The organism is Lysobacter sp. 1R34A, from assembly GCF_051217035.1.
GTDB lineage: Bacteria > Pseudomonadota > Gammaproteobacteria > Xanthomonadales > Xanthomonadaceae > Lysobacter.
Map to the genome: position 1 here is coordinate 42,970 of NZ_JBPKJP010000012.1, position 22,237 is coordinate 65,206.

The 22,237-nt window shown below is 69.0% G+C and carries 16 protein-coding genes; 14 read left to right on the plus strand and 2 right to left on the minus strand.

Annotated features, from left to right (window positions below):
• Positions 1-220: 220 nt before the first annotated feature.
• From ACSAMQ_RS05880 to glpK, 13 genes are all read left to right on the plus strand, one after another.
• Positions 221-1,951: a dihydroxy-acid dehydratase gene (locus ACSAMQ_RS05880; protein WP_435394760.1), complete on the plus strand. Its 1,731-nt coding sequence runs from the start codon at positions 221-223 to the stop codon at positions 1,949-1,951.
• A 50-nt stretch (positions 1,952-2,001) separates the two neighbouring features.
• Entirely contained in the window at positions 2,002-3,030 is a 1,029-nt protein-coding gene (gene ilvC / locus ACSAMQ_RS05885; RefSeq protein WP_435394761.1) for a ketol-acid reductoisomerase, read from the plus strand.
• Positions 3,030-4,799, plus strand: a complete 1,770-nt coding sequence (gene ilvG, locus ACSAMQ_RS05890; protein WP_435394762.1) for an acetolactate synthase 2 catalytic subunit — start codon at positions 3,030-3,032, stop codon at positions 4,797-4,799. The genes ilvC and ilvG overlap by 1 nt, the downstream gene beginning before the upstream one ends.
• The gene (locus ACSAMQ_RS05895) at positions 4,783-5,019 is read left to right on the plus strand and encodes an ACT domain-containing protein (RefSeq protein ID WP_031370333.1); all 237 of its coding nucleotides are present in this window, start codon (positions 4,783-4,785) and stop codon (positions 5,017-5,019) included. The genes ilvG and ACSAMQ_RS05895 overlap by 17 nt, the downstream gene beginning before the upstream one ends.
• A 323-nt stretch (positions 5,020-5,342) precedes the next feature.
• The gene (locus tag ACSAMQ_RS05900; RefSeq protein WP_435394763.1) at positions 5,343-6,131 is read left to right on the plus strand and encodes an aminotransferase class IV; all 789 of its coding nucleotides are present in this window, start codon (positions 5,343-5,345) and stop codon (positions 6,129-6,131) included.
• 4 nt (positions 6,132-6,135) lie between these two features.
• Positions 6,136-7,323: a threonine dehydratase gene (locus ACSAMQ_RS05905; RefSeq protein ID WP_435394764.1), complete on the plus strand. Its 1,188-nt coding sequence runs from the start codon at positions 6,136-6,138 to the stop codon at positions 7,321-7,323.
• Positions 7,320-8,906, plus strand: a complete 1,587-nt coding sequence (locus tag ACSAMQ_RS05910) for a 2-isopropylmalate synthase (RefSeq protein ID WP_435394765.1) — start codon at positions 7,320-7,322, stop codon at positions 8,904-8,906. Before ACSAMQ_RS05905 ends, ACSAMQ_RS05910 begins: the two co-directional genes overlap by 4 nt.
• A gap of 120 nt (positions 8,907-9,026) precedes the next feature.
• The gene (leuC, locus tag ACSAMQ_RS05915) at positions 9,027-10,460 is read left to right on the plus strand and encodes a 3-isopropylmalate dehydratase large subunit (RefSeq protein ID WP_435394766.1); all 1,434 of its coding nucleotides are present in this window, start codon (positions 9,027-9,029) and stop codon (positions 10,458-10,460) included.
• Positions 10,460-11,122: a 3-isopropylmalate dehydratase small subunit gene (leuD, locus tag ACSAMQ_RS05920; protein ID WP_435394767.1), complete on the plus strand. Its 663-nt coding sequence runs from the start codon at positions 10,460-10,462 to the stop codon at positions 11,120-11,122. The genes leuC and leuD overlap by 1 nt, the downstream gene beginning before the upstream one ends.
• The gene (gene leuB, locus ACSAMQ_RS05925) at positions 11,112-12,200 is read left to right on the plus strand and encodes a 3-isopropylmalate dehydrogenase (protein WP_435394768.1); all 1,089 of its coding nucleotides are present in this window, start codon (positions 11,112-11,114) and stop codon (positions 12,198-12,200) included. The genes leuD and leuB overlap by 11 nt, the downstream gene beginning before the upstream one ends.
• Before the next feature lie 229 nt (positions 12,201-12,429).
• A complete protein-coding gene (gene glpD, locus ACSAMQ_RS05930; RefSeq protein WP_435394769.1) occupies positions 12,430-14,067 on the plus strand; it encodes a glycerol-3-phosphate dehydrogenase in 1,638 nt (545 codons plus the stop codon).
• A gap of 298 nt (positions 14,068-14,365) precedes the next feature.
• Positions 14,366-15,085, plus strand: a complete 720-nt coding sequence (locus ACSAMQ_RS05935; RefSeq protein WP_435394770.1) for an MIP/aquaporin family protein — start codon at positions 14,366-14,368, stop codon at positions 15,083-15,085.
• A gap of 231 nt (positions 15,086-15,316) precedes the next feature.
• A complete protein-coding gene (gene glpK, locus ACSAMQ_RS05940) occupies positions 15,317-16,822 on the plus strand; it encodes a glycerol kinase GlpK (protein ID WP_435394771.1) in 1,506 nt (501 codons plus the stop codon).
• A gap of 82 nt (positions 16,823-16,904) precedes the next feature.
• Here the strand turns inward: glpK and ACSAMQ_RS05945 are convergent, their stop codons facing one another.
• Together ACSAMQ_RS05945 and ACSAMQ_RS05950 are read right to left on the minus strand one after the other, a co-directional pair.
• Positions 16,905-20,069 carry an efflux RND transporter permease subunit gene (locus ACSAMQ_RS05945; protein ID WP_435394772.1) on the minus strand — a complete coding sequence of 1,055 codons (3,165 nt, stop codon included), beginning with the start codon at positions 20,067-20,069 and terminating at the stop codon, positions 16,905-16,907.
• A 115-nt stretch (positions 20,070-20,184) separates the two neighbouring features.
• Positions 20,185-21,342 carry an efflux RND transporter periplasmic adaptor subunit gene (locus ACSAMQ_RS05950; protein ID WP_435394773.1) on the minus strand — a complete coding sequence of 386 codons (1,158 nt, stop codon included), beginning with the start codon at positions 21,340-21,342 and terminating at the stop codon, positions 20,185-20,187.
• A 76-nt stretch (positions 21,343-21,418) separates the two neighbouring features.
• On the opposite strand from ACSAMQ_RS05950, the gene ACSAMQ_RS05955 reads away from it, so the two are divergent.
• Complete coding sequence (locus ACSAMQ_RS05955; protein ID WP_435394774.1) at positions 21,419-22,084, plus strand: TetR/AcrR family transcriptional regulator; 666 nt, start codon at positions 21,419-21,421, stop codon at positions 22,082-22,084.
• Positions 22,085-22,237 lie beyond the last annotated feature (153 nt).

A 22,237-nucleotide genomic window follows, 5' to 3' on the forward strand; every position in this document is an offset into this window, starting at 1 on the left:
ACGACGCCGCGCGCGTTGCGCTCCGACACGGTCCGGCTATCGCCACGCTTATTCTCGTCCTCGTACTTATTACCTCGCTAACCAGCGCGGGAGTCGGGTACGTGTAGCAAAAACACACAAACCCAGGTCGAAAGAACCTAGACCCCGCGCCCGAAAGGCGCGGGGTTTTTCGTTTTAAGGCCCTGGGTTCCTGTCGCCAACGACTTAGGAACACCCGTTCGTGAGAAGCAACGCCATCAAGCAAGGCCCGGCCCGAGCCCCCGCACGCGCGATGTTGCGTGCGACCGGCCTCGACGACGCGGCCATCGCCAGACCGCTGGTCGCCGTCGTCCACACCTGGTCCGACGTTTCGCCGTGCAACATCACCCTGCGCGACCTGGCCCAGCACGTGCGCCGCGGCGTGCACGACGGCGGCGGCACGCCGATCGAGTTCAACACCATCGCCGTCACCGACGGCATCGCGATGGGCACCGACGGCATGCGCGCTTCGCTGGCTTCGCGCGAAACCATCGCCGATTCGATCGAACTGGCGGTGTCCGGCCATTGCCTGGACGCGATGGTGCTGCTGGTCGGTTGCGACAAGACCATCCCGGCCGCGGCGATGGCCGCCGCGCGCCTGGATATCCCGACCGTGATCCTCTACGGCGGCACGATCATGCCGGGCCACTGCCCGTCGAAAGCCGGCCAGGACGACAAGCCGCTGACCGTGCAGGACGTGTTCGAGGCGGTCGGCGCGCATTCGGCCGGGCGCATCGACGACGCCGAGCTGCATCGCATCGAGTCGCATGCCTGCCCCGGCGCCGGTGCCTGCGGCGGCCAGTTCACCGCCAATACCATGGCGATGGTGCTGACCTTCCTGGGCCTGTCGCCGCTGGGCCTCAACGACATCCCGGCGATCCACGCCGACAAGCCCGAGGCCGCGCGCGCCTGCGGCGAGATGGTCATGCAGCAGTTGCGCAATGGCGGGCCGAGACCGCGTGCGCTTCTCTCTCCCCATGCGTTGCGCAACGCAGCGCGCGCGGTCTCGGCCACCGCCGGTTCCACCAATGCCGCCCTGCACCTGTTGGCGATCGCCCACGAAGCCGGCGTCGCTTTCGACCTGGAAGAATTCGAGGCCGCCGCGCATACGCCGGTCATCGCCGACCTGAAACCGGGCGGCCGTTACACCGCCGCGGAGATGTTCGAATTCGGCGGTGCGGCACTGGTCGCTCGCGAACTCAAGGCGGCCGGTTTGATCGAGGATATTCCGACGGTCACCGGCCGTTCCTTTTTCCTGGAGTTGGCCGAGGCGCGCATGGCCGACGTCCAGGACGTGGTGCGGCCGATCGCCGACCCGCTGAAGCCGCGCGGCGGCTATTCGATCCTCTACGGCAACCTCGCGCCGGAAGGCTGCATCCTCAAGCTGGCCGGCCACGGCCGCGAGCATTTCGCCGGCCCGGCGCGAGTGTTCGATTCCGAGGAAGCCGCGTTCGCCGCGGTGCAAGCCCGCAAGATCAACGCCGGCGACATCGTGGTGATCCGCTTCGAGGGCCCGGCCGGCGGCCCCGGCATGCGCGAAATGCTGGCGGTCACCGCCGCGCTGGTCGGCCAGGGCCTGAGCAACGACGTCGCGTTGATCACCGACGGCCGCTTCAGCGGCGCCACCCACGGCTTCATGGTCGGCCACATCTCGCCGGAAGCCGCGCACGGCGGCCCGATCGCACGCCTGCGCGAAGGCGACGTGGTCAGCATCGACGTCAAGAGCCGTCGCCTCGACGTCGCCGCCGACCTGGCCGCGCGCGAGCCCGCGCGCATCGAGCCGCGGGTGACCACCGGCGTGTTGGCCAAGTACGCGCGCCTGGTCGGTTCGGCCTCGCAGGGTGCGGTCACCGCGCCCGGCCCGCGGCAATCGCCGGCCCCGAAAAAGATCGACGCGGCACTGATCGACACCGCGCTGCCCCAACCCGCCTGACCCGCTCCATCGCTCGCTCCTCTCCGCTCACTCCTCCTTACGAGATCGTCATGACCACCAGCACCGCCTCCCGCCCCAAGATCGCCATCGTCGGCTACGGCAGCCAGGGCCGCGCCCATGCGCTGAACCTGCGCGACTCCGGCTTCGACGTCACCGTAGGCCTGCGCCCGGGCGGCCCGACCGAGATCAAGGCCAAGGCCGACGGCTTCACCGTCAAGTCGCCGACCGAAGCCGTCGCCGGCGCCGAGCTCGTCGCCGTGCTGACCCCGGACATGGTGCAGGCGCAGCTCTACCGCGACGTGATCGAACCCAACATCGCCCAGGGCGCCTGCCTGCTGTTCGCGCACGGCTTCAACGTGCACTACGGCCAGATCGCCCCGCGCGCCGATCTCGACGTGGTGCTGGTCGCGCCGAAGGGCCCGGGCGCGCTGGTCCGCCGCGAATACGAAATCGGCCGCGGCGTGCCGAGCGTCTACGCCGTGCACCAGGACACCAGCGGTCGCGCCGAAGAATTCGCCCTGACCTATTGCGGCGGCATCGGCGGCGCGCGCCAGAACGCGATCAAGACCACCTTCAAGGAAGAGACCGAGACCGATCTGTTCGGCGAACAGGCGGTGCTGTGCGGCGGCGCGACCAAGCTGGTCCAGGCCGGTTGGGAAACCCTGGTCGAGGCCGGTTATCAGCCGGAAGTGGCCTACTACGAGTGCCTGCACGAGCTGAAGCTGATCGTCGACCTGTTCTACGAAGGCGGCGTGACCCGCATGCACGAGTTCATCAGCGAGACCGCGCAGTACGGCGCGCTGACCCGCGGCGCCTACGTGGTCGACGACAACACCAAGGCGCAGATGCGCAAGGTGCTGGCGGAAATCCAGGACGGCACCTTCGCCCGCCAATGGATCGCCGAGTACGCCTCGGGCAACGCCAACTACAAGGCGCTCAAGCAGGGCGATCTCGACCATCCGATCGAAGCGGTCGGCAAGAAGCTGCGCGCCAACATGAAGTGGCTGGACACCGCGCCCAAGGCGCCGGCCGCCGCTCCCGCCGCGCCCCGTGGCGAACGACAGGAAGAGGCCGCCTGATGAACGGTGCCCGCTGGCTGGTGCAAGCACTGGCCGCAGAAGGCGTGGACACGCTGTTCGGTTATCCGGGCGGCACGATCATGCCTTTCTACGATGCCCTGCACGGGTCGGACCTCAAGCATGTGCTGGTCCGTCACGAGCAAGGCGCGGCTTTCGCGGCCAACGGCTATGCCCGTGCCAGCGGGCGAGTCGGTGTATGCGTAGCCACGTCCGGCCCGGGCGCGTCGAACCTGGTCACCGGCATCGCCGACGCGATGCTGGACTCGGTGCCGATGGTCGCCATCACCGGCCAGGTCGCGACCTCGCTGATGGGCACCGACGCGTTCCAGGAACTCGACGTGTTCGGCATGACCATGCCGATCGTCAAGCACAGCTTCATCGTGCGCCGGGTGGATGATCTGCCGGGCATGGTCGCCGAAGCGTTCCGGCTGGCGCGTTCGGGCCGTCCGGGCCCGGTGTTGATCGATCTGCCCAAGGATGTGCAGAACGCCGACGCCAGCCATCTGGCGCCGCATGTGCCGCTGGCGACCGACCCGGTGCCGAGGGCGCCGGATGCGGCCTATCACGAAGCCGCGGCGCTGATCGCGCATGCGCAAAAGCCGCTGATCTACGGCGGCGGCGGCATCGCCCTAGGCGATGCGGTCGAATCCTTCCGCGCCTTCGTCGACGGCTGCCAGATTCCGGCGGTGCTGACTCTCAAGGGCCTGGGCGCCCTGCCGGACGCGCATCCCTTGAACCTGGGCATGCTCGGCATGCACGGCAACCGCGCCGCCAACATGTCGGTGCAGGAATGCGACCTGCTGATCGTCGTCGGTGCGCGCTTCGACGACCGAGCCACCGGCAAGCTGGCCGAGTTCGCACCGAACGCGCGCGTGGTCCACATGGACCTTGACGCCTGCGAGATCGGCAAGCTGCGCCACGCCGACGCCGCGGTCAACGGCGATCTGCGCCGTGCGCTGGATGCGCTGACTCCGCCGTGCACCGCGCAACTGCGCGGCCGCAACGGCAATGCGCGCCGCAGTTGGCGCGACACCTGCCTGCAACGCAAGCGCGACTGCACGCCGCGCTACGACGCGCCCGGCGAAAGCGTGTACGCGCCGTCGCTGCTGAAGCGTCTGTCGGAACTGGCGCCGGAGGCGGTGGTGAGCTGCGATGTCGGCCAGCACCAGATGTGGGTCGCCCAGCATTGGCGCTTCGACGACCCGCGCAAGCACCTGACCAGCGGCGCCCTCGGCGCGATGGGCTTCGGCCTGCCCGCGGCGATCGGGGCGCAACTGGCGCTGCGCCGCGACGGCGAGCCTGAGCCGCAGGTCATCTGCGTCAGCGGCGACGGCTCGTTCCTGATGAACGTGCAAGAGCTGGCGACCGCCGCGCGCTATCGCCTGCCGATCAAGATCGTCCTGCTCGACAACCAGGCCCTGGGCATGGTCCGGCAGTGGCAGGAACTGTTCTTCGAACGCCGCTACTCCGAGATCGACCTGTCCGACAACCCGGACTTCTGCGCCCTGGCCAGCGCGTTCGGCGTCAAGGCCATGTACGTCGATCGCGCCGACTCGGTCGCCGAAGCGCTGGCCTACATGCTCGACACCCCGGGCCCGGTGCTGCTGCACGTGGCCATCGACCAGGCCGCCAACGTCTGGCCGCTGGTGCCGCCGAACCACAACAACGCCCAGATGCTCGACCCCGAGGCCCACGACGCCGACGCGATCGTCAGCCTGACGCCCCCCACCACCGCCGAAAAGGAGGACGCCCATGCGATACCAGCTTGAACTGACCCTGCGCCAGGCCGAAGGCGCGCTGGCTCGCGTATTGGGCGCCGCCGAGCGTCGCGGCTTCCGTCCCCTGTCGGTGGACGGCGAAGCGCAACCCGACGGCGATCGCTGGCACCTGCGCATGACGGTGGAGGGCGACCGCGCCGACTCCGCCCTGCAGAGCCAACTCGCCAAGCTGTACGACTGTCTTGCTGTCGAGGTTTCCCCATGCACCTGAATACCGAAACTCTGGAGCGTCCGGCGCAAGCCGAGACGCAGTCGTCCGCACAGGCTGCGGCGGCGATGCGCGAGCGGGCTTATGCGCTGGCGCGGAGCGAAGTCCCGAGCGCTGAAGTCGCTAGTTCGACCGCCGCTCGTGGCTCTGAGTCCCATGCTCGGAGCGAAGTGCCTCGTGCCGAAGTCGGAGCGCCGACCTCTGCTGAAAACTCTGAGTCCCGCGCTCGCAGTCAAGTCCCGGCTTCTTCGCAGCAACCGCTCATTTGGTTCGACGGCGAGTTCATCGCTGGCGACACCCCGGAAGCGCCGCTGACCACCCACGCGATGCACTACGGCACCGCGGTGTTCGAGGGCATCCGCAGCTACGCCACCGCCGACGGCGGCGCGGCGGTGTTCCGCCTGCCCGAGCACATGGAACGCATGCGCAAGGGCGCACAGATGTTCGGCATCGACTTCGACGTCGAACGCGCGAGCGAGGCGACCCTGGCGACCCTGCGCGCCAACGGCCATCGCGACGCCTACATCCGCCCGCTGACCTGGATGGGCACCGGCAGCATCGGCCTGGACGTCGACCCGCTGACCCAGCACCTGATGATCGCCACCCTGGCCAAGGTCGTGCACCTGGGCGGCGCGCGCACCCGCCTGACCGTCTCGCCGTGGAAGCGCAACCCGGCCACCTCGCTGCCGGCGCTGAAGCTCAGCGGCGCCTACGTCAACTCGATCCTGGCCAAGCGCGAAGCTAAGCAACGCGGCTTCGACGAGGCGCTGTTCACCGACGACAAGGGCTACGTCGTCGAATGCACCGGCGCCAACGTGTTCATGGTCAAGAACGGCGTGATCACCTCGGTCGATCATCGCGACGCCCTGCCGGGCATCACCCGCGACACCATGATCGAACTGTCGGGCGCGCAGTCGCGCGAAGTCACCCTGCACGAACTGCTCGACGCCGACGAAGTGTTCGTCTGCGGCACCGCCGCCGAGGCCACCGCGATCGCCGTGCTCGACCGCCGCGAGTTCGGCGACAACCCGGTCACGCGCGAGCTGGCCGCCCTGTACGCGCGCGTGGTGCGGGGCGAAGAATCGCGCTACGCCTCGTGGCTGACCCCGGTCTGAGCCCGTGGACTGCGACGTAGCCAGCCTGGCCCAAGTCAGCGCCGCCGATCTGTTGGCGGCGCAGGCGCGGCTGCGGCATTACCTGGAACCCACCCCGCTGCATCACGCCGAGCGCTTCGGTTGCTGGCTGAAGCTGGAGAACCTGCAGCGCACCGGCTCCTACAAGGTGCGCGGCGCCCTCAACGCGCTGCTGGCGGCGCGCGAGCGCGGCGATCACCGCACCGTGATCGCCGCCTCCGCCGGCAACCATGCGCAAGGCCTGGCCTGGGCGGCTTACCGCCTGGGCATCAACGTCATCACGGTGATGCCGCGCTGCGCGCCGCAGACCAAGATCGCCGGCGTCGCCCACTGGGGCGCGACCGTACGCCTGCACGGCGAGACCTACGACGAGGCGAAATCGTTCGCGATCGAACTGGCCGACCAGCACGACTACCGCCTGCTGTCGGCCTTCGACGATCCCGACGTGATCGCCGGCCAGGGCACGGTCGGCCTGGAATTGGCCGCGTTCGCGCCCGACGTGGTGATGGTGCCGATCGGCGGCGGCGGCCTGGCCGCCGGCGTAGTCCTGGCGCTGAAATCCGAACTGCTGGCGCGTACCCCCGCGGCGCGGCGCATCCGGGTGATCGGCGCCCAGGTCGAAGGCGTCGACTCGATGGCGCGCGCGCTGCACGGCGACCGCCGCCTGATCGAACCGGTCGCGACCCTGGCCGACGGCGTGCGGGTCAAGGACCCGGGCCGGCTGACCGAGCGCGTACTCAGCAGCATGCTCGACGACATCGTCATCGTGCGCGAGGCCGAACTGCGCGAGACCCTGGTCCGCCTGGCCCTGGAAGAACACATCATCGCCGAGGGCGCCGGCGCCCTGGCCCTGGCCGCTGGCCGCCGCATCGTCGGCAAGCGCAAATGCGCGGTCGTCTCCGGCGGCAACCTGGACGCCGGCGTGCTCGCGCAACTGCTGTCGGAGGTGCGCCCGCGCGCGCCGCGGCGCCCGCGCCGTCGCGCTCGCGAAGCGCTCGGTCGCGAGACCGCAACCATCGAGGCGGACATTTACCAGCTGGCCAATCTTCCTCCGGCGTTGCGACTTAGCCGGGGCCCGAGCGGCCCCGACTCTCGCCCCGCCACCGATGCCGCGCATTCCATTTCGCCGCATTCGAACCGAACTCCAGCTGCAACAGAGGAACTCCCCGCATGAACGACTCGCCCGGACCGGTAGCACCGATCAGCGACGCGTCCGAACACGTCACCATCTTCGACACCAGTCTGCGCGACGGCGAACAATCGCCCGGCTGCAGCATGACCGCGTCGCAGAAGCTCCGTTTCGCCCATGCCCTGTCCGAACTGGGCGTCGACGTCATCGAAGCCGGCTTTCCGGCCAGCTCGGAAGCCGACCTGGAAGGCACCCGCGCGATCGTGCGCGAAGTGCGCGGCTCCACCCTCGCCACCTTGGCGCGCTGCCACCCCGGCGACATCGAGGCCTGCGCGCGCGCGCTCGAAGGCGCGGCCAAGCCGCGCATCCACGTGTTCATCTCGACCAGCCCGCTGCACCGCCAGCACAAGCTCAACCTGGACAAGGCCCAGGTGATCGAACGCGCGATCGCCGCGGTCGAACAGGCGCGCCGCTACGTCGACGACGTCGAGTTCTCGGCCGAGGACGCGCTGCGCACCGAGCACGACTACCTGGCCGAGATCTGCAGCGCCGCGGTCGCCGCCGGCGCGCGCACCCTCAACATCCCCGACACCGTCGGCTACACCACCCCGAGCGAAATCCGCAGCCTGTTCGAGTACCTGCGCACCCACGTGCGCGACGCCGACCGCGCCGTGTTCAGCGCCCACTGCCATAACGACCTGGGCCTGGCCGTGGCCAACAGCCTGGCCGCGATCGAAGGCGGCGCGCGCCAGGTCGAATGCACCATCAACGGCATCGGCGAACGCGCCGGCAACTGCGCACTGGAAGAACTGGTGATGGCGCTGCGCGTGCGCAACGCCTATTACAACGTCGGCACCCGCATCGACACGCGCCGGCTGGTGCCGACCTCGCGCCTGCTGTCGCGCATCACCGGCATGGTGGTCCAGCGCAACAAGGCCATCGTCGGCCAGAACGCCTTCGCCCACGAGTCCGGCATCCACCAGCACGGCATGCTCAAGCACCGCGGCACCTACGAGATCATGCATCCGGAAGACGTAGGCTGGGCCCAGTCGCAGATGGTGATGGGCCGCCACAGCGGCCGCGCGGCGCTGAGCGATCGCTTGCAGACCCTGGGCTTCACCCTGGACGAGGCGCGTCTGAACGCAGTGTTCGCCGGTTTCAAGGCGCTGGCCGAGAAGAAGCGCGAAGTGTTCGACGCCGACCTCGAATCGCTGGTGCTCGGCGCCGACGCCAAGGCCGGCCGCGGCCATCGCCTGGTGCGCGCGCACGTCAGCACCGGCGTCGCCGACGGCAGCCTGCCGACCGCGAGCGTGCAGTTGCTCGATCCCGATGGCGCCGCGGTCAGCGAAGCGGCGATCGGAGACGGTCCGGTGCACGCCTTGTTCGCCGCCCTCGCGCGCGCGACCGGCGTGGCCTTGCGCATCGACAGCTACAACGTGTCGAGCGTGACCACCGGCGACGACGCCCAGGGCCAGGCCAGCGTGACCGCGCGCATCGACGGCGTCGAGATGACCGGCTCGGGCACCAGCACCGACATCATCGAAGCCAGCGCGCTGGCCTGGCTCGACGTCGCCAATCGCATCCGCCGCACCCAGCAGGCGCCGCAGCGGCTGACGGCTACGGCATGAGCGGATTGCCTTCTTCCCGCCTGGATGAGGCAAGAAAGATTGGACGCGCGTGAACCAACCGAACTCCGGCGCAGCAACAAAACACTCCAGCCATAGCAGCCAAACAGAACACCGGACTCCATGACTACCACCTCGGCTCCTCCGAGCACTCTGTTCGACAAACTGTGGGACGCGCACCTGGTATCGCCCGAAAGCGATGCGGTGCCCGCGGTCCTCTACATCGACCTGCACCTGATCCACGAAGTCACCTCGCCGCAGGCGTTCGCCGAACTCGAATCGCGCGGGCTGTCGCCGCGCCGCCCGGACCTGACCAAGGGCACGCTCGACCACTCCACCCCGACCCTGCCGGCCGGCGCCGACGGCCGCCTGCCCTATTTCACCGCCGAGGCCGAGAGCCAGGTCGAGACCCTGCGCCGCAATTGCGCGCGCCATGGCGTCGAGCTGTTCGATTTCGACAGCGCCTACCGCGGCATCGTCCACGTGATCGGGCCGGAGCTCGGCCTGACTCAGCCCGGCATGACCATCGTCTGCGGCGACAGCCACACCGCCACCCACGGCGCGTTCGGTGCGCTGGCCTTCGGCATCGGCACCAGCGAGGTCGGCCACGTACTGGCCACCCAGTGCCTGCTGCAACGCAAGCCCAAAACCCTGGCGATCAACATCGAAGGCGAACTGGCGCCGGGCGTCGGCGCCAAGGACCTGATCCTGCACGTCATCGGCGAGATCGGCGTCAACGGCGGCACCGGCCAGGTCATCGAGTACCGCGGCTCGACCATCCGCGCCCTGTCGATGGACCAGCGCATGACCGTGTGCAACATGTCGATCGAAGCCGGCGCGCGCGCCGGCCTGATCGCACCCGACCAGACCACCTTCGACTACCTCGCCGCGACCCCGCGCGCGCCGCGCGGCGCCGACTTCGAGCGCGCGGTCGAACGCTGGAGCGCCTTCAAGACCGACGACGGCGCGGTGTTCGACCGCGAGGTGCACATCGACGCGAGCGCGATCAAACCGACCCTGACCTGGGGCACCCATCCCGGCCAAGTCGCGGCGATCGATGCGCACCTGCCGCAGGCGAACGATGCCGACGAAGCCAAGGCCCTGGCCTACATGGGCTTCGACGGCGGCGCGGCGATGGCCGGCCGCCCGGTCGACGTCGTCTTCGTGGGCAGCTGCACCAACTCGCGCCTGTCGGACCTGCGCGAAGCCGCCGAGGTATTGCGCGGCCGCCACATCCATCCGCGCGTGCGCATGCTGGTGGTGCCGGGCTCGGAGCAGGTCAAGCGCGACGCCGAGGCCGAAGGCATCGACCGCATCGTGCGCGAGGCCGGCGCCGAATGGCGCGAGCCCGGCTGTTCGATGTGCATCGCCATGAACGGCGACCTGGTCGGCCCCGGCCAGCTCGCGGTCTCGACCAGCAACCGCAATTTCGAGGGCCGCCAGGGCAAGGGCTCGCGCACCTTGCTGGCCTCGCCGCTGACCGCCGCCGCCTGCGCGATCGCCGGCCAGGTCACCGACCCGCGTCCGTATCTCACCGCCGTCAAGGAGGTCGCGTAATGTCCGCGTCCCAGTCTGCCATCACGCCCCCCCGCGCGGCGCAGCCGAACGACGGCTTCGTCGAGCTGGTCTCGCGCACCGTGGTGCTGCGCGAACGCAATATCGACACCGACCAGATCATCCCCGCGCGTTTTCTCACCACCACCGAGCGCAAGGGCCTGGGCCGCTTCGCCTTCAACGATTGGCGCGCGCTGCCGGACGGCTCGCCGAACCCGGACTTCGTCTTCAACCGCCCCGAGAACGCCGGCGCCGCGATCCTGGTCGCCGGCCGCAACTTCGGCTGCGGCTCCTCGCGCGAACACGCGCCGTGGGCGCTGACCGACCTGGGCCTGCGCGCGGTCGTCAGCAGCGAGATCGCCGACATCTTCCGCAGCAACTCGCTCAAGAACGGCCTGCTGCCGATCGTGGTCTCGCAGGAGTTGCTGGACGAACTGCTGGACCAGCCCGGCATCGAGCTGCGCATCGACGTGCGCACGCGCCGCCTGCACCTGCCCGACGGCCGCGCCATCGAGTTCCCGCTCGACGCCTTCGCCCAGACCTGCCTGATCGAAGGCGTGGACCAGCTCGGTTACCTGCTGCGCCAGCTCGACACCATCAACCAGTACGAACAGCGCCGCGCGACGGCGCCGAACCCCCGCCAGGAGAATCCACATGCGCGCTGACATCGTCGTTCTGCCGGGCGACGGCATCGGTCCGGAAGTCACCGCCGCCGCGGTCGAAGTGCTGCGCGCGGTCGGCCGCCGCTACGGCCATCAGTTCACCCTCGACGAGCACCTGATCGGCGGCGCCGCGATCGACGCCAGCGGCGAGCCGCTGCCGGCCGCGACCCTGAGCGCCTGCCAGCGCGCCGATGCGGTGCTGCTCGGCGCGGTCGGCGGCCCCAAGTGGTCGGACCCGAAGGCGAAGGTGCGCCCCGAGCAGGGCCTGCTGGCGCTGCGCAAGGGCCTGGGCCTGTACGCCAACCTGCGCCCGGTGCAGCCGCACGCGGCCACCCTCGGTGCCTCGCCGATCAAGCCGCACCTGCTGGCCGGCGTCGACATGATCGTGGTGCGCGAACTCACCGGCGGCATCTATTTCGGCCGGAAGCAACGCAGCGAGACCGGCGCCAGCGACCTGTGCGAGTACAGCGTCGAGGAAATCGAGCGGGTCGTGCGCCGCGCCTGCCAGCTCGCGCGCGGCCGCCGCCAGCACGTGGTCTCGGTAGACAAGGCCAACGTGCTGGAGACCTCGCGGCTGTGGCGCGAAGTCGCCACCCGCGTCGCCCGCGACGAATTTCCCGACATCACCCTCGAACATCAACTGGTCGATTCGATGGCGATGCACCTGATCGCCAAGCCGCGCGCGTTCGACGTGATCGTCACCGAGAACATGTTCGGCGACATCCTCACCGACGAGGCCTCGATGCTGGCCGGTTCGCTGGGCCTGCTGCCGTCGGCCTCGCTCGGCGAAGGCAAGGTCGGCCTGTACGAACCGATCCACGGCTCGGCGCCCGACATCGCCGGCCGCGGCATCGCCAACCCCTGCGGCACCATCCTCAGCGCGGCGCTGTTGCTGCGTCATTCGCTGGGCCTGGATGCGGAGGCCGACTGCATCGAACAGGCGGTCGCGGCGGTGCTCGAGGCCGGCGTGCTGACCGCCGACCTCGCCCCGGCCGGCGAAGCCGTCGGCACCCGCGCGGTCACCGACGCAGTGCTGGCGCAGCTCGAACTGCCCTGCCCCATCGCCGAACTGCGCGACTGAGCTCGGCCGATCTTCCGCAAGCCGCCGCAAGACTGCTCTCTCTCCAGAGGTTTGGACACTCCACCCGGTGCTCGCGCACCGGGTTTTTTTGCCCCTCGCACGGGCGCTTCGCCACACTGCCGTCACCCGCCGTTGATGTGAACCCCGGCCACAATCGATTCGTCGCCGTATGCCATCATCCTGACGTGTCCTGGGTCGACGCCGCGGCCCGCAGCATTCGCGAGAGCGCATGACCGAACCCGCATCCGCTCCCGACCGCCCAGCGCCCGCCGCGACTCAGCCCGATGCCGTGCTGTCCGAGACCGGGCTTTCCGCCGACGAGCTGTCCGCCGTCGATGTATTGATCGTCGGCGGCGGCATCAACGGCGTCGCCATCGCCCGCGACGCCGCCGGCCGCGGCTTGTCGGTGCTGCTGTGCGAACGCGACGACATCGCCTCGCACACCTCCAGCGCCAGCACCAAGCTGATCCACGGCGGCCTGCGCTATCTCGAACAGTTCGAGTTCGCCCTGGTCGGCAAGGCCCTGGCCGAACGCAAGCGCCTGTTGCGCATGGCCCCGCACATCATCTGGCCGCTGCGCTTCGTCCTGCCGCACCAACCGCATCTGCGCCCGGCCTGGATGATCCGCATCGGCCTGTTCCTGTACGACCGCCTGGGCGGCCGGCGCGGACGCGGCCTGCCGGGCTCGCGCTCGGTCAACCTGCGCAAACACATCACCGGGCGCCCGTTGCGCGACGACTTCGTCCACGGCTTCGCCTACTCCGACGCCTGGGTGCAGGACGCACGGCTGGCAGTGCTCAACGCGATGGATGCGGCCGAACGCGGCGCGACCGTGCTGACCCGCACCGCCTGCGTCTCAGCGCAGCGCGGCGCCGAGGCCTGGGAGGTGCAGTTGCGCGGTCCCGACGGCGGGCCGCGGCGAGTGCGCGCACGCGCGCTGGTCAATGCCACCGGCCCGTGGGCGGCGCGCTTCCTCGACGAAGTCGCACAGGTAAAGCATCGGCACAACCTGCGCTTGATCAAGGGCAGCCACATCGTCGTGCCGCGGCTGTTCGAACACGATCACGCCTACATCTTCCAACAACCCGATCGCCGCATCGTGTTCGCGATCCCTTACGAACACGACTACACCCTGATCGGCACCACCGACGTCGACTACCACGCCGATCCCGCGGCGCCGCGCATCGACGAGGCCGAAACCCAGTACCTGTGCGAGGCCGCCTCGCGCTATTTCAAGCGGGCCATCCAAGCGAGCGACGTGGTCTGGACCTATAGCGGGGTGCGCCCGCTGCTCGACGACGAAAGCGACGCCGCCTCGGAGATCACCCGCGACTACCTGCTGACCCTCGACCGCGAAGGCGCGGCCTTGCTCAACGTGTTCGGCGGCAAACTGACCACCGCGCGCAAGCTCGCCGAGGAAGCCTGCGACCGGCTCGCGCCCTTGTTCGGTGCGCCGCGCCCGGCCTGGACCGGTGCCGAGCCGCTGCCGGGGGGCGACCTGCCCGGCGCCGACTTCGAAGCCTTCCACGCCGACTTCAGCCTGCGCCGGCCGTGGCTGCCCGACGCCCTGGCCCTGCGCCTGTGCCGCAACTACGGCAGCCGCGCGCTGCGCATCGTCGAGAGCTGCTCGCATCTGGAAGAGCTGGGCGAATGCTTCGGCGCCGACCTGTACACCGCCGAGGTCGACTACCTGGTCGATTACGAATGGGCGCGCAGCGCCGAGGACGTCCTGTGGCGACGCTCGAAGCTCGGGCTGCGCATCGATGCGGCGGGTGCGATGCAACTCCAGGGTTATGTTGCGCGACGTCTGGCTGGCCGGGCTGGTATAGATGTACCCGCGGAGGATGTACCAGCGGAGGACGCATGAGCCGGGGCGCCGCCACGCACTGTCGGGAGTGCGCGCTCAGTCGCTCGTCCCCCCATCGTCATTCCCGAGAAGGCAGGCTCCGCTTTCATTTCGGCGAAGCCGAACCTCCAGGGCTCCTCGGAAGCATGGCTCTGAAGTCTATGGATTCCCGCCCTCGCGGGAATGACGAAAGGAAGGAATTTCGTTTCCGTTGGCCGCCCACCACTCCTAACCGAACTATCGCCACGACTCGCAACGCCGTAGCCGCCCTCGATAACGCCACCGACGTACCGACGCGACACCCAGGAGAGTCATCGCAATGGTCACACCGATGTCGCAATACCTCAGCGAGTTCATCGCCACCTGCATGCTGATCCTGCTCGGCAACGGCGTGGTGGCCGGTGCCCTGCTCAACCGGTCGAAGGCGCAAGGCGCCGGCTGGGGCGTGATCACCGCGGCCTGGGGGCTGGCGGTGTTGATCGGCATCTTCATCGCCGGACCGACCAGCGGCGCGATCATGAACCCCGCGCTGACCATCGCCCTGGCGGGCATCGGCAAGCTCTCGTGGGCGGTGGTGCCGGGCTATGTCGCCGCGCAGATCGCCGGCGCCTTCGCCGGCGCGGTGCTGGTCTGGCTGGCCTATCTGGCCCACTGGCGGATCAGCGACGACCCCGCCGCCAAGCTCGCGATCTTCTGCACCGCGCCCGCGGTGCGCGACACCAAGGCCAACGTCCTGACCGAAGTCATCGGCACCTTCGCCCTGACCTTCGGCGCACTGGCGGTCGGAGCCAACACGCTGGCGCCCGGCATGGGCCCGCTCGGCGTCGGCCTGCTGGTGGTGGTGGTCGGCATGTCCCTCGGCGGACCGACCGGTTACGCGATCAACCCGGCGCGCGACCTCGGCCCGCGCATCGCCCACGCGCTGCTGCCGATCGCCGGCAAGGGCGGCTCCGACTGGAGCTATGCCTGGGTGCCGGTCGTGGCGCCGATCGTCGGCGCGCTGCTCGGCGCGTTCGGGTTTCAGGCGGTTTACGGCTAGGGAGACGCGAGGAGCGAGCGGGGAGAAGTGAGGAGTGAGTAGGAGCGGCTCACGTCGTCATCCGGGTTCCTTCGCATTTCGCATTTCGCACTTCGCACTTCGCACTTCGCACTTCGCACTTCGCACAACGATCGTCTTCAACCAGCCGAAAGCCCGCCCTGACTCACTTCTCACTCCTCTGCACTAGGTTCGCGGCTTCTCATTCCTCTCCACTCACTCCTCATCAACGCCATGACCGAATCCTACATCCTCGCCATCGACCAAGGCACGACGAGCTCGCGCGCAATGCTGTTCGATCGCAACGGCGCGGTGGTCGGCGTCGCCCAGCGCGAATTCGAGCAGATCTTCCCGCGCCCGGGCTGGGTCGAGCACGACCCGCGCGAGATCCTCGCCAGCGTGCAGACCACCGCCATCGAGGCGATGACCAAGGCCCGGATCGGCGCCTCGCAGATCGCCGGCATCGGCATCACCAACCAGCGCGAGACCACGGTGGTGTGGGACCGGCACACCGGCCAGGCGATCCATAACGCGATCGTGTGGCAATCGCGCCAGACCGCGGCGATCTGCGACCAGCTCAAGGCCGACGGCTACGAGACGCTGGTGCGCGAACGCACCGGCCTGCTGATCGACGCCTACTTCTCCGGCACCAAGGTCAAGTGGATCCTCGATCACGTCGAAGGCGCGCGCGAACGCGCCGAACGCGGCGACCTGTTGTTCGGCACCATCGACACCTGGCTGATCTGGAACCTGTCGGAGAACAAAGCCCACGTCACCGACTACAGCAACGCCTCGCGCACCCTGATGTACGACATCCACAAGCGCCAGTGGTGCCCGGAGCTGCTGAAGATGCTCGACGTGCCGGCAGCCATGCTGCCGGAGGTGCGTTCCAGCAGCGAGATCTACGCGCACACCGGCGCGCGGCATTTCTTCAACAACTCGGTGCCGATCTGCGGCGTCGCCGGCGACCAGCAGGCCGCGCTGTTCGGCCAGGCCTGCTTCGAGGCCGGCATGGCCAAGAACACCTACGGCACCGGCTGCTTCCTGCTGATGAACACGGGCGAGAAGGCGGTGCGTTCGGACAACGGCCTGTTGACCACGATCGCGTGGGGCATCGACGGCAAGGTCGAGTACGCGCTCGAAGGCAGCATCTTCGTCGCCGGTTCGGCGGTGCAGTGGTTGCGCGACGGCCTGCGCATGCTCGGCAAGGCCGGCGATTCGCAGGCCTACGCCGAACGCGCGCGTTCGACCGAAGGCGTTTACTTCGTGCCGGCATTCGTCGGCCTCGGCGCGCCGTATTGGCGCAGCGACGTGCGCGGCGCGATGTTCGGCCTCACCCGCGGCACCAGCAAGGAACATTTCGTCCGCGCCGTGCTCGAATCGCTGGCCTACCAGACCCGCGACGTGCTCAGCGCGATGCAGGCCGATTCGGGCATCGAACTGAAGTCGCTGCGCGCCGACGGCGGCGCCATCGCCAACGATTTCACTGCCCAGTTCCAGGCCGATATTCTCGACGTGCCCCTGAAGCGCCCGAGAGTCAGCGAGACCACTGCGCTCGGCGCTGCTTATCTCGCCGGATTGGCGGTCGGGTTCTGGGAAAGCCGCGAGCAGATCGCCCGGCAGTGGCAGGTCGAACGCAGTTTCGAACCGCAGATGCTCGAAGCCGAGCGCGAGCGCCTGTATGCGGGCTGGAAGCGGGCGATCGAGGCGACCTTGGCCTTCAGCGTCGAGCACGCTTAGACGGCAGGTTCTTTGGTTCAATCCTGCGCAACCCCTCTCCCGTAAATGGGAGAGGGTATTCGGCGCGACAGTCGCTTCGACCTCAAGTCTCGCTCGGCACCTTGATCCGGAACCACGCCGCGTACAGCGCCGGCAGGAACAGCAGGGTCAACAGGGTCGCGACCATCAGGCCGCCCATGATCGCCACCGCCATCGGGCCGAAGAAGGCGCTGCGCGACAGCGGAATCATCGCCAGGATCGCCGCCAGCGCGGTCAACACGATCGGGCGGAACCGCCGCACCGTCGCGTCGACGATGGCCTTCCACGGCTCATGCCCTTCGCTGCGGTCCTGTTCGATCTGGTCGACCAGGATCACCGAGTTGCGCATGATCATGCCGGCCAGCGCGATCGTGCCGAGCATCGCGACGAAGCCGAACGGCACCCGGAACACCAGCAGGAACAGGGTCACGCCGATCAGGCCCAGCGGCGCGGTCAGCAGCACCATGAAGCTGCGCGAGAAGCTGCGCAACTGCAGCATCAGCAGGGTGAACACCGCGAACAGGAACAGCGGCATGCCGGCGTTGATCGACTTCTGCCCGCGCGCCGAGTCTTCGACGCTGCCGCCGATGTCGATCGAATAGCCGTACGGCAGCTTGGCGCGCAGCCCGTCGAGGGTCGGCGAGATCTGCGCCATCACGCTCGACGGCTGGGTACCGTCGTAGATGTCGGCGCGCACGGTCATCGTCGGCAGACGGTCGCGGTGCCAGATGATGCCTTCCTCGAAACCGTATTCGAGGGTGGCGATCTGGGTCAGCGGCACGCTGCGGTTGTTGCTCGTCGGCACCATCAGGCTGCCGAGCATGTCGAGCTGCAGGCGTTCCTGCTCGGGGCCGCGCAGCAGCATCTCGATCAGCTCGTTGCTTTCGCGGTAGGTGCTGATGTGCGAGCCCGACAGCGAGCTGGACAGGAACTGCGACAGCTGCGCCGAGCTGATGCCGAGCGCACGCGCGCGCTCCTGGTCGACCTGCAGGCGCACGACCTTGCTGGGCTCGTCCCAGTCGAGGTTGACGTTGGCGACGTGCGGGTTGGCGCGGATCTTCTCGCGCACCTGATTGGCGATCTTGCGCACCTGGTCGATGTGTTCGCCGGACACGCGGAACTGCACCGGATAGCCGACCGGCGGCCCGTTCTCCAGTCGCGTCACCCGCAACTGCAGCTCCGGGAAGCGCGGCGCCACGTCCTGGATGATCCAGGTGCGCAGGGTCTCGCGGGCCTGCAGGTCCTTCGGCATCAGCACGAATTGAGCGAAGTTGGCCGCCGGCAGTTGCTGATCGAGCGGCAGGTAGAAGCGCGGCGAGCCGGTGCCGACGTAGGACACGTAATTGGCCAGGTCCTTGCGCTGCTTGAGCATGGCCTCCAGGCGCTTGGCCTGCTCGCCGGTCTGGCGCAGCGAGCTGCCTTCGGCCAGCTCCATGTCGACCATCAGTTCGGGGCGCACCGAGTCCGGGAAGAACTGCTGCGGCACGAAGCGGAACATGAACACCGACAGCAGGAAGGCGCCGACGGTGATGCCGATCACCAGCCAGCGCCGGCGCACGCACCAGGTCACCCAGCCGCGGAAGCGCACATAGAACTTGGATTCGTACGGGTCGTGGGCGTGGCCGTCTATCGGCGGCTTCGGCGCGATCACGCTGGCGAGCATCGGCAGGCGCCGGGCCCAGGCCACGCGCGCATCGTGCCAGCGCGCGGCCAGCGAACCGGGCTTCGGCGGCGCCGCGGCGTGGCCGTAGTCCGGCAGCAGCTTGTCGCCGAGGAAGGGGATGAAGGCGACCGCGGCGATCCACGACACCAGCAGGGCGATGGTCACCACCTGGAACAGCGAGCGGGTGTATTCGCCGGTGCTCGAGGCGGCGGTCGCGATCGGCAGGAAGCCGGCCGCGGTGACCAGGGTGCCGGTCAGCATCGGGAAGGCGGTGCTGTCCCAGGCGAAGGCGGCGGCCCGCAGGCGGTCGAAGCCCTGCTCCATCTTGATCGCCATCATCTCGACCGCGATGATCGCGTCGTCGACCAGCAGGCCCAGCGCCAGCACCAGCGCGCCGAGCGAAATCTTGTGCAGGCCGACGCCGAAGAAATCCATGACCGCGAAGGTCATCGCCAGCACCAGCGGGATCGACAGCGCCACCACCAGACCGGTGCGCAGGCCGAGCGAGAAGAAGCTCACCAACAGCACGATCGCGACCGCTTCGGCGAGCACGCGCACGAACTCGCCGACCGATTCCTCGACCGCGGCGGGCTGGTCGGCGACCTTGCGCAGTTCCATGCCGGCCGGCAGGGTCTTCTGCAGCCGCGCGAATTCCGATTCCAGGGTCTTGCCGAGCCGCAGGATGTCGCCGCCCTGCTTCATCGATACGCCGATGCCGATCGCATCCTGGCCCATGAAGCGCATGCGCGGCTGCGGCGGATCGGAAAAGCCGCGGCGCACGTCGGCGACGTCGGCCAGGCGGAAGGTGCGGTCGCCGACCCGGATCGGAAATTCGCGGATCTGTTCGACCGAGGTGAACTGGCCGCCGACGCGCAAGGGCACGCGGCTGGTCGGGGTCTCGAAGAAGCCGGCCGCGACCAGGGCGTTCTGCTGATTGAGCGCTTCCTGCACGGCTTGCGCCGGCACCCCCAGGGTCGACAGCTTCACGTTCGACAGCTCGACCCAGATCTTTTCGTCCTGCACGCCGATCAGCTCGATCTTGCCGACGTCGGTCTGGCTCTGCAGCGCCAGTTGCACGCGCTCGGCGTAGTCCTTGAGCACGGCGTAGTCGAAGCCCTCGCCGGTCAGCGCATAGATGTTGCCGAAGGTGTCGCCGAATTCGTCGTTGAAGAACGGGCCGACCACGTCGCTCGGCAAAGTCGGGCGAATGTCGCCGATCTTCTTGCGCACCTGGTACCACAGCGGCCCGATCTCGCTGGAGCGCATCGAATCGCGCGCGGCGAAGATCACCTGCGACTCGCCGGCGCGCGAGTACGAGCGGATGAACTCGTACTCGCCGGTCTCCATGAGTTTCTTCTCGATGCGCTCGGTGACCTGGCGCGAGACTTCCTCGGCGGTCGCGCCGGGCCACAGGGTGCGCACCACCATCACCTTGAAGGTGAAGGCCGGGTCCTCGCTGCGGCCGAGACGCAGATAGGACATCGCACCGGCGATGGCCAGCACCAGCATGGCGTAGACGATCAGGCTGCGGTGGCGCAGGGCCCATTCGGAAAGATTGAAGCGCATGGATCAGCTCACTTCGTAGGCCCCTGTCCCGGCGGCGGGACAGGGTTGGGGTGAGGGTGCGGGCGGTAGCGCGGAGGCATGGCCGGCCTGGTCGGAGGTCGCAGGGAGCCGGGGGTCAGCGCTTTGCGGCGTTCGGCGCCGGGCGCTTGCCGCCGCTCGGCGAGGCGGGCTCGACCGGGTGGTTGTCGCGGTCGACGGCGAGGACTTTCTGGCCCTCGCGCAGCAGGTGGCCGCCGGCGGCGACGACCCAGTCGCCGGGCTGCAGGCCCGAGGTCACCGGCACCCGCTCCGGGCCGTAGGGACCGGTCCTGACCGGGCGCAGCTTGACCGTGCCGCTGTTGATGTCGACGACGAACACGGCGGTGCCGTTGGCGCTGCGCTGCACCGCCGCGAGCGGCACGCTGAGCCCGCTGGCGGCCTGGTTGGGCAGGTAGATGCGTGCGCTCTGGCCGAGCTCGAGGGTGCCGGCCGGCGCGTCGACGGTGACTCGCGCAGCGTAGGTGCGCGAAGCCGGGTCGGCCGCGGGCGAGACCTCGCGGACCCGGCCCGGCCAACGCTGGCCGGACTGCGACCACAATTCGATCAACACCTCCTGGCCCGGCTTGAAGGTCGCGATCGCGCCCTCGGGCACGGCGAAGGCGACTTCGCGGGCACCGTCGGCGGCCAGCGCGAACACCTGCTGGCCGGCGGCGACCACCTGGCCGGCCTCGGCGCTGCGGCTGGCGATCACCCCGGCGCTCGGCGCGCGCAGATGGGTGTAGGCGGACTGGTTGCGCGCGACCTCGAGGTTGGCGCGGGCGGCGTTGACCTGGCCGAGCGCGGCCTTGGCCGCCGCGTCCTGGGCGTCCAGGGTCGAGCGGCTGACCAACTGGTCCTTGGCCAGCTGCGCATAGCGGATCTGGTCGGCGCGGGCGCGGCCGTAGTCGGCCTCGGCGGCGGCGAGCTGGGCCTGGGCCGCGCGCGCCTGGGCGTCGAGATCGCCGGCGTCGAGTACCGCCAGCACCTGGCCTGCGGCAACATGGGCGCCGACGTCGACCTTGCGTTCGACCAGCTTGCCGCCGACCCGGAACGACAGCGGGCTTTCTTCGCGGGCCCGGACTTCGCCGGCGAAGGCCGAGATCCCGTTGACCGTGCCGCCCGGGCGGGCGACCAGCACCGGCCGCGGGGACTCTTCGACCTGCTGGCCGTTGCCGCAGGCCGTCAGGACCAGCACGAGCGCCGCGCCGAACAGCATCGGAGCGGAGGATGCGGCGGAAAAAGTCCGGTGGCGCATTGCGGTTGGCCTCATCGCGAATTAATGTACTTGTCAGTACTGTATAAATAACGAACCCGGTAGTCCAGTATTCCTTATGCCTTCGCCCCGCCCCTCCAGCCCCCCCTCGCCTCCGGCCAAGCCGGCCGGCCCTGGCCGCCCGAAGGATCTGAGCAAGCGCAACGCGATCCTGGACGCGGCCAAGCGCCTGTTCCTGGCCGAGGGGTTCGACGGGGTCAGCATGGACCAGATCGCCGCCGGCGCGGGCGTGTCCAAGCTCACGGTTTACAGCCATTTCGGCGACAAAGAGACCTTGTTCGGCGCCGCGGTCCAGGCCTATTGCGAGCAGCACCTGCCGCCGCTGATGTTCGTGCCCGACCCGGCCACGCCGCTGCGCGAGCGCCTGCTGGCGATCGCCAATGCCTTCTACGAGATGGTCAGCTCGCCCGAGGCGATCCAGATCCACCGCCTGCTGTGCTCGCCCCAGGTCGCCCAGTCGCCGCTGTCGAAGATGTTCTGGGAGGCCGGCCCGCAACGGCTGCACGACGAATTCACCGCCTTGCTGCAACGCCGGGTCGAGGCCGGCGAGCTGGAGATCGACGACGTGGCCCGCGCCGCGCCGCAGTTTTTCTGCCTGGTCAAGGGCGAGCCGCACGCTTTGCTGATGTTCGGCTGCGGCGCGCCGGGCCGGACCGAGGTGCGTGCGCACATCGACGCCTCGGTGACGATGTTCCTGCGCGCTTACGCCCGCCGCGAGCGCTGAAACCGCCGCGCCACGGCCCGAAACCCGCACGGTGCCGAGAGTTCCGGTGACTTTCGGCACTAAGCCCGAACCGGGGCGTGGTTAATTCTTTTGCTCCGGGGGTCGTGCGGTCCCGGTAGAATTCGCAGTTCCCACGCACCATGAAGACGCCCC

Bases quoted from the DNA above. Each gene is read 5' to 3' on its own strand.
- ACSAMQ_RS05910 (WP_435394765.1), top strand. From the start codon at position 7,320: ATGAACGACTCGCCCGGACCGGTAGCACCGATCAGCGACGCGTCCGAA.
- ACSAMQ_RS05945 (WP_435394772.1), bottom strand. From the start codon at position 20,069: ATGCGCTTCAATCTTTCCGAATGGGCCCTGCGCCACCGCAGCCTGATC.
- ACSAMQ_RS05935 (WP_435394770.1), top strand. From the start codon at position 14,366: ATGGTCACACCGATGTCGCAATACCTCAGCGAGTTCATCGCCACCTGC.
- ACSAMQ_RS05950 (WP_435394773.1), bottom strand. From the start codon at position 21,342: ATGCGCCACCGGACTTTTTCCGCCGCATCCTCCGCTCCGATGCTGTTC.
- glpK (WP_435394771.1), top strand. From the start codon at position 15,317: ATGACCGAATCCTACATCCTCGCCATCGACCAAGGCACGACGAGCTCG.
- leuD (WP_435394767.1), top strand. From the start codon at position 10,460: ATGTCCGCGTCCCAGTCTGCCATCACGCCCCCCCGCGCGGCGCAGCCG.
- leuC (WP_435394766.1), top strand. From the start codon at position 9,027: ATGACTACCACCTCGGCTCCTCCGAGCACTCTGTTCGACAAACTGTGG.
- leuB (WP_435394768.1), top strand. From the start codon at position 11,112: ATGCGCGCTGACATCGTCGTTCTGCCGGGCGACGGCATCGGTCCGGAA.
- ilvC (WP_435394761.1), top strand. From the start codon at position 2,002: ATGACCACCAGCACCGCCTCCCGCCCCAAGATCGCCATCGTCGGCTAC.
- ACSAMQ_RS05955 (WP_435394774.1), top strand. From the start codon at position 21,419: ATGCCTTCGCCCCGCCCCTCCAGCCCCCCCTCGCCTCCGGCCAAGCCG.
- glpD (WP_435394769.1), top strand. From the start codon at position 12,430: ATGACCGAACCCGCATCCGCTCCCGACCGCCCAGCGCCCGCCGCGACT.
- ACSAMQ_RS05895 (WP_031370333.1), top strand. From the start codon at position 4,783: ATGCGATACCAGCTTGAACTGACCCTGCGCCAGGCCGAAGGCGCGCTG.
- ilvG (WP_435394762.1), top strand. From the start codon at position 3,030: ATGAACGGTGCCCGCTGGCTGGTGCAAGCACTGGCCGCAGAAGGCGTG.
- ACSAMQ_RS05900 (WP_435394763.1), top strand. From the start codon at position 5,343: ATGCACTACGGCACCGCGGTGTTCGAGGGCATCCGCAGCTACGCCACC.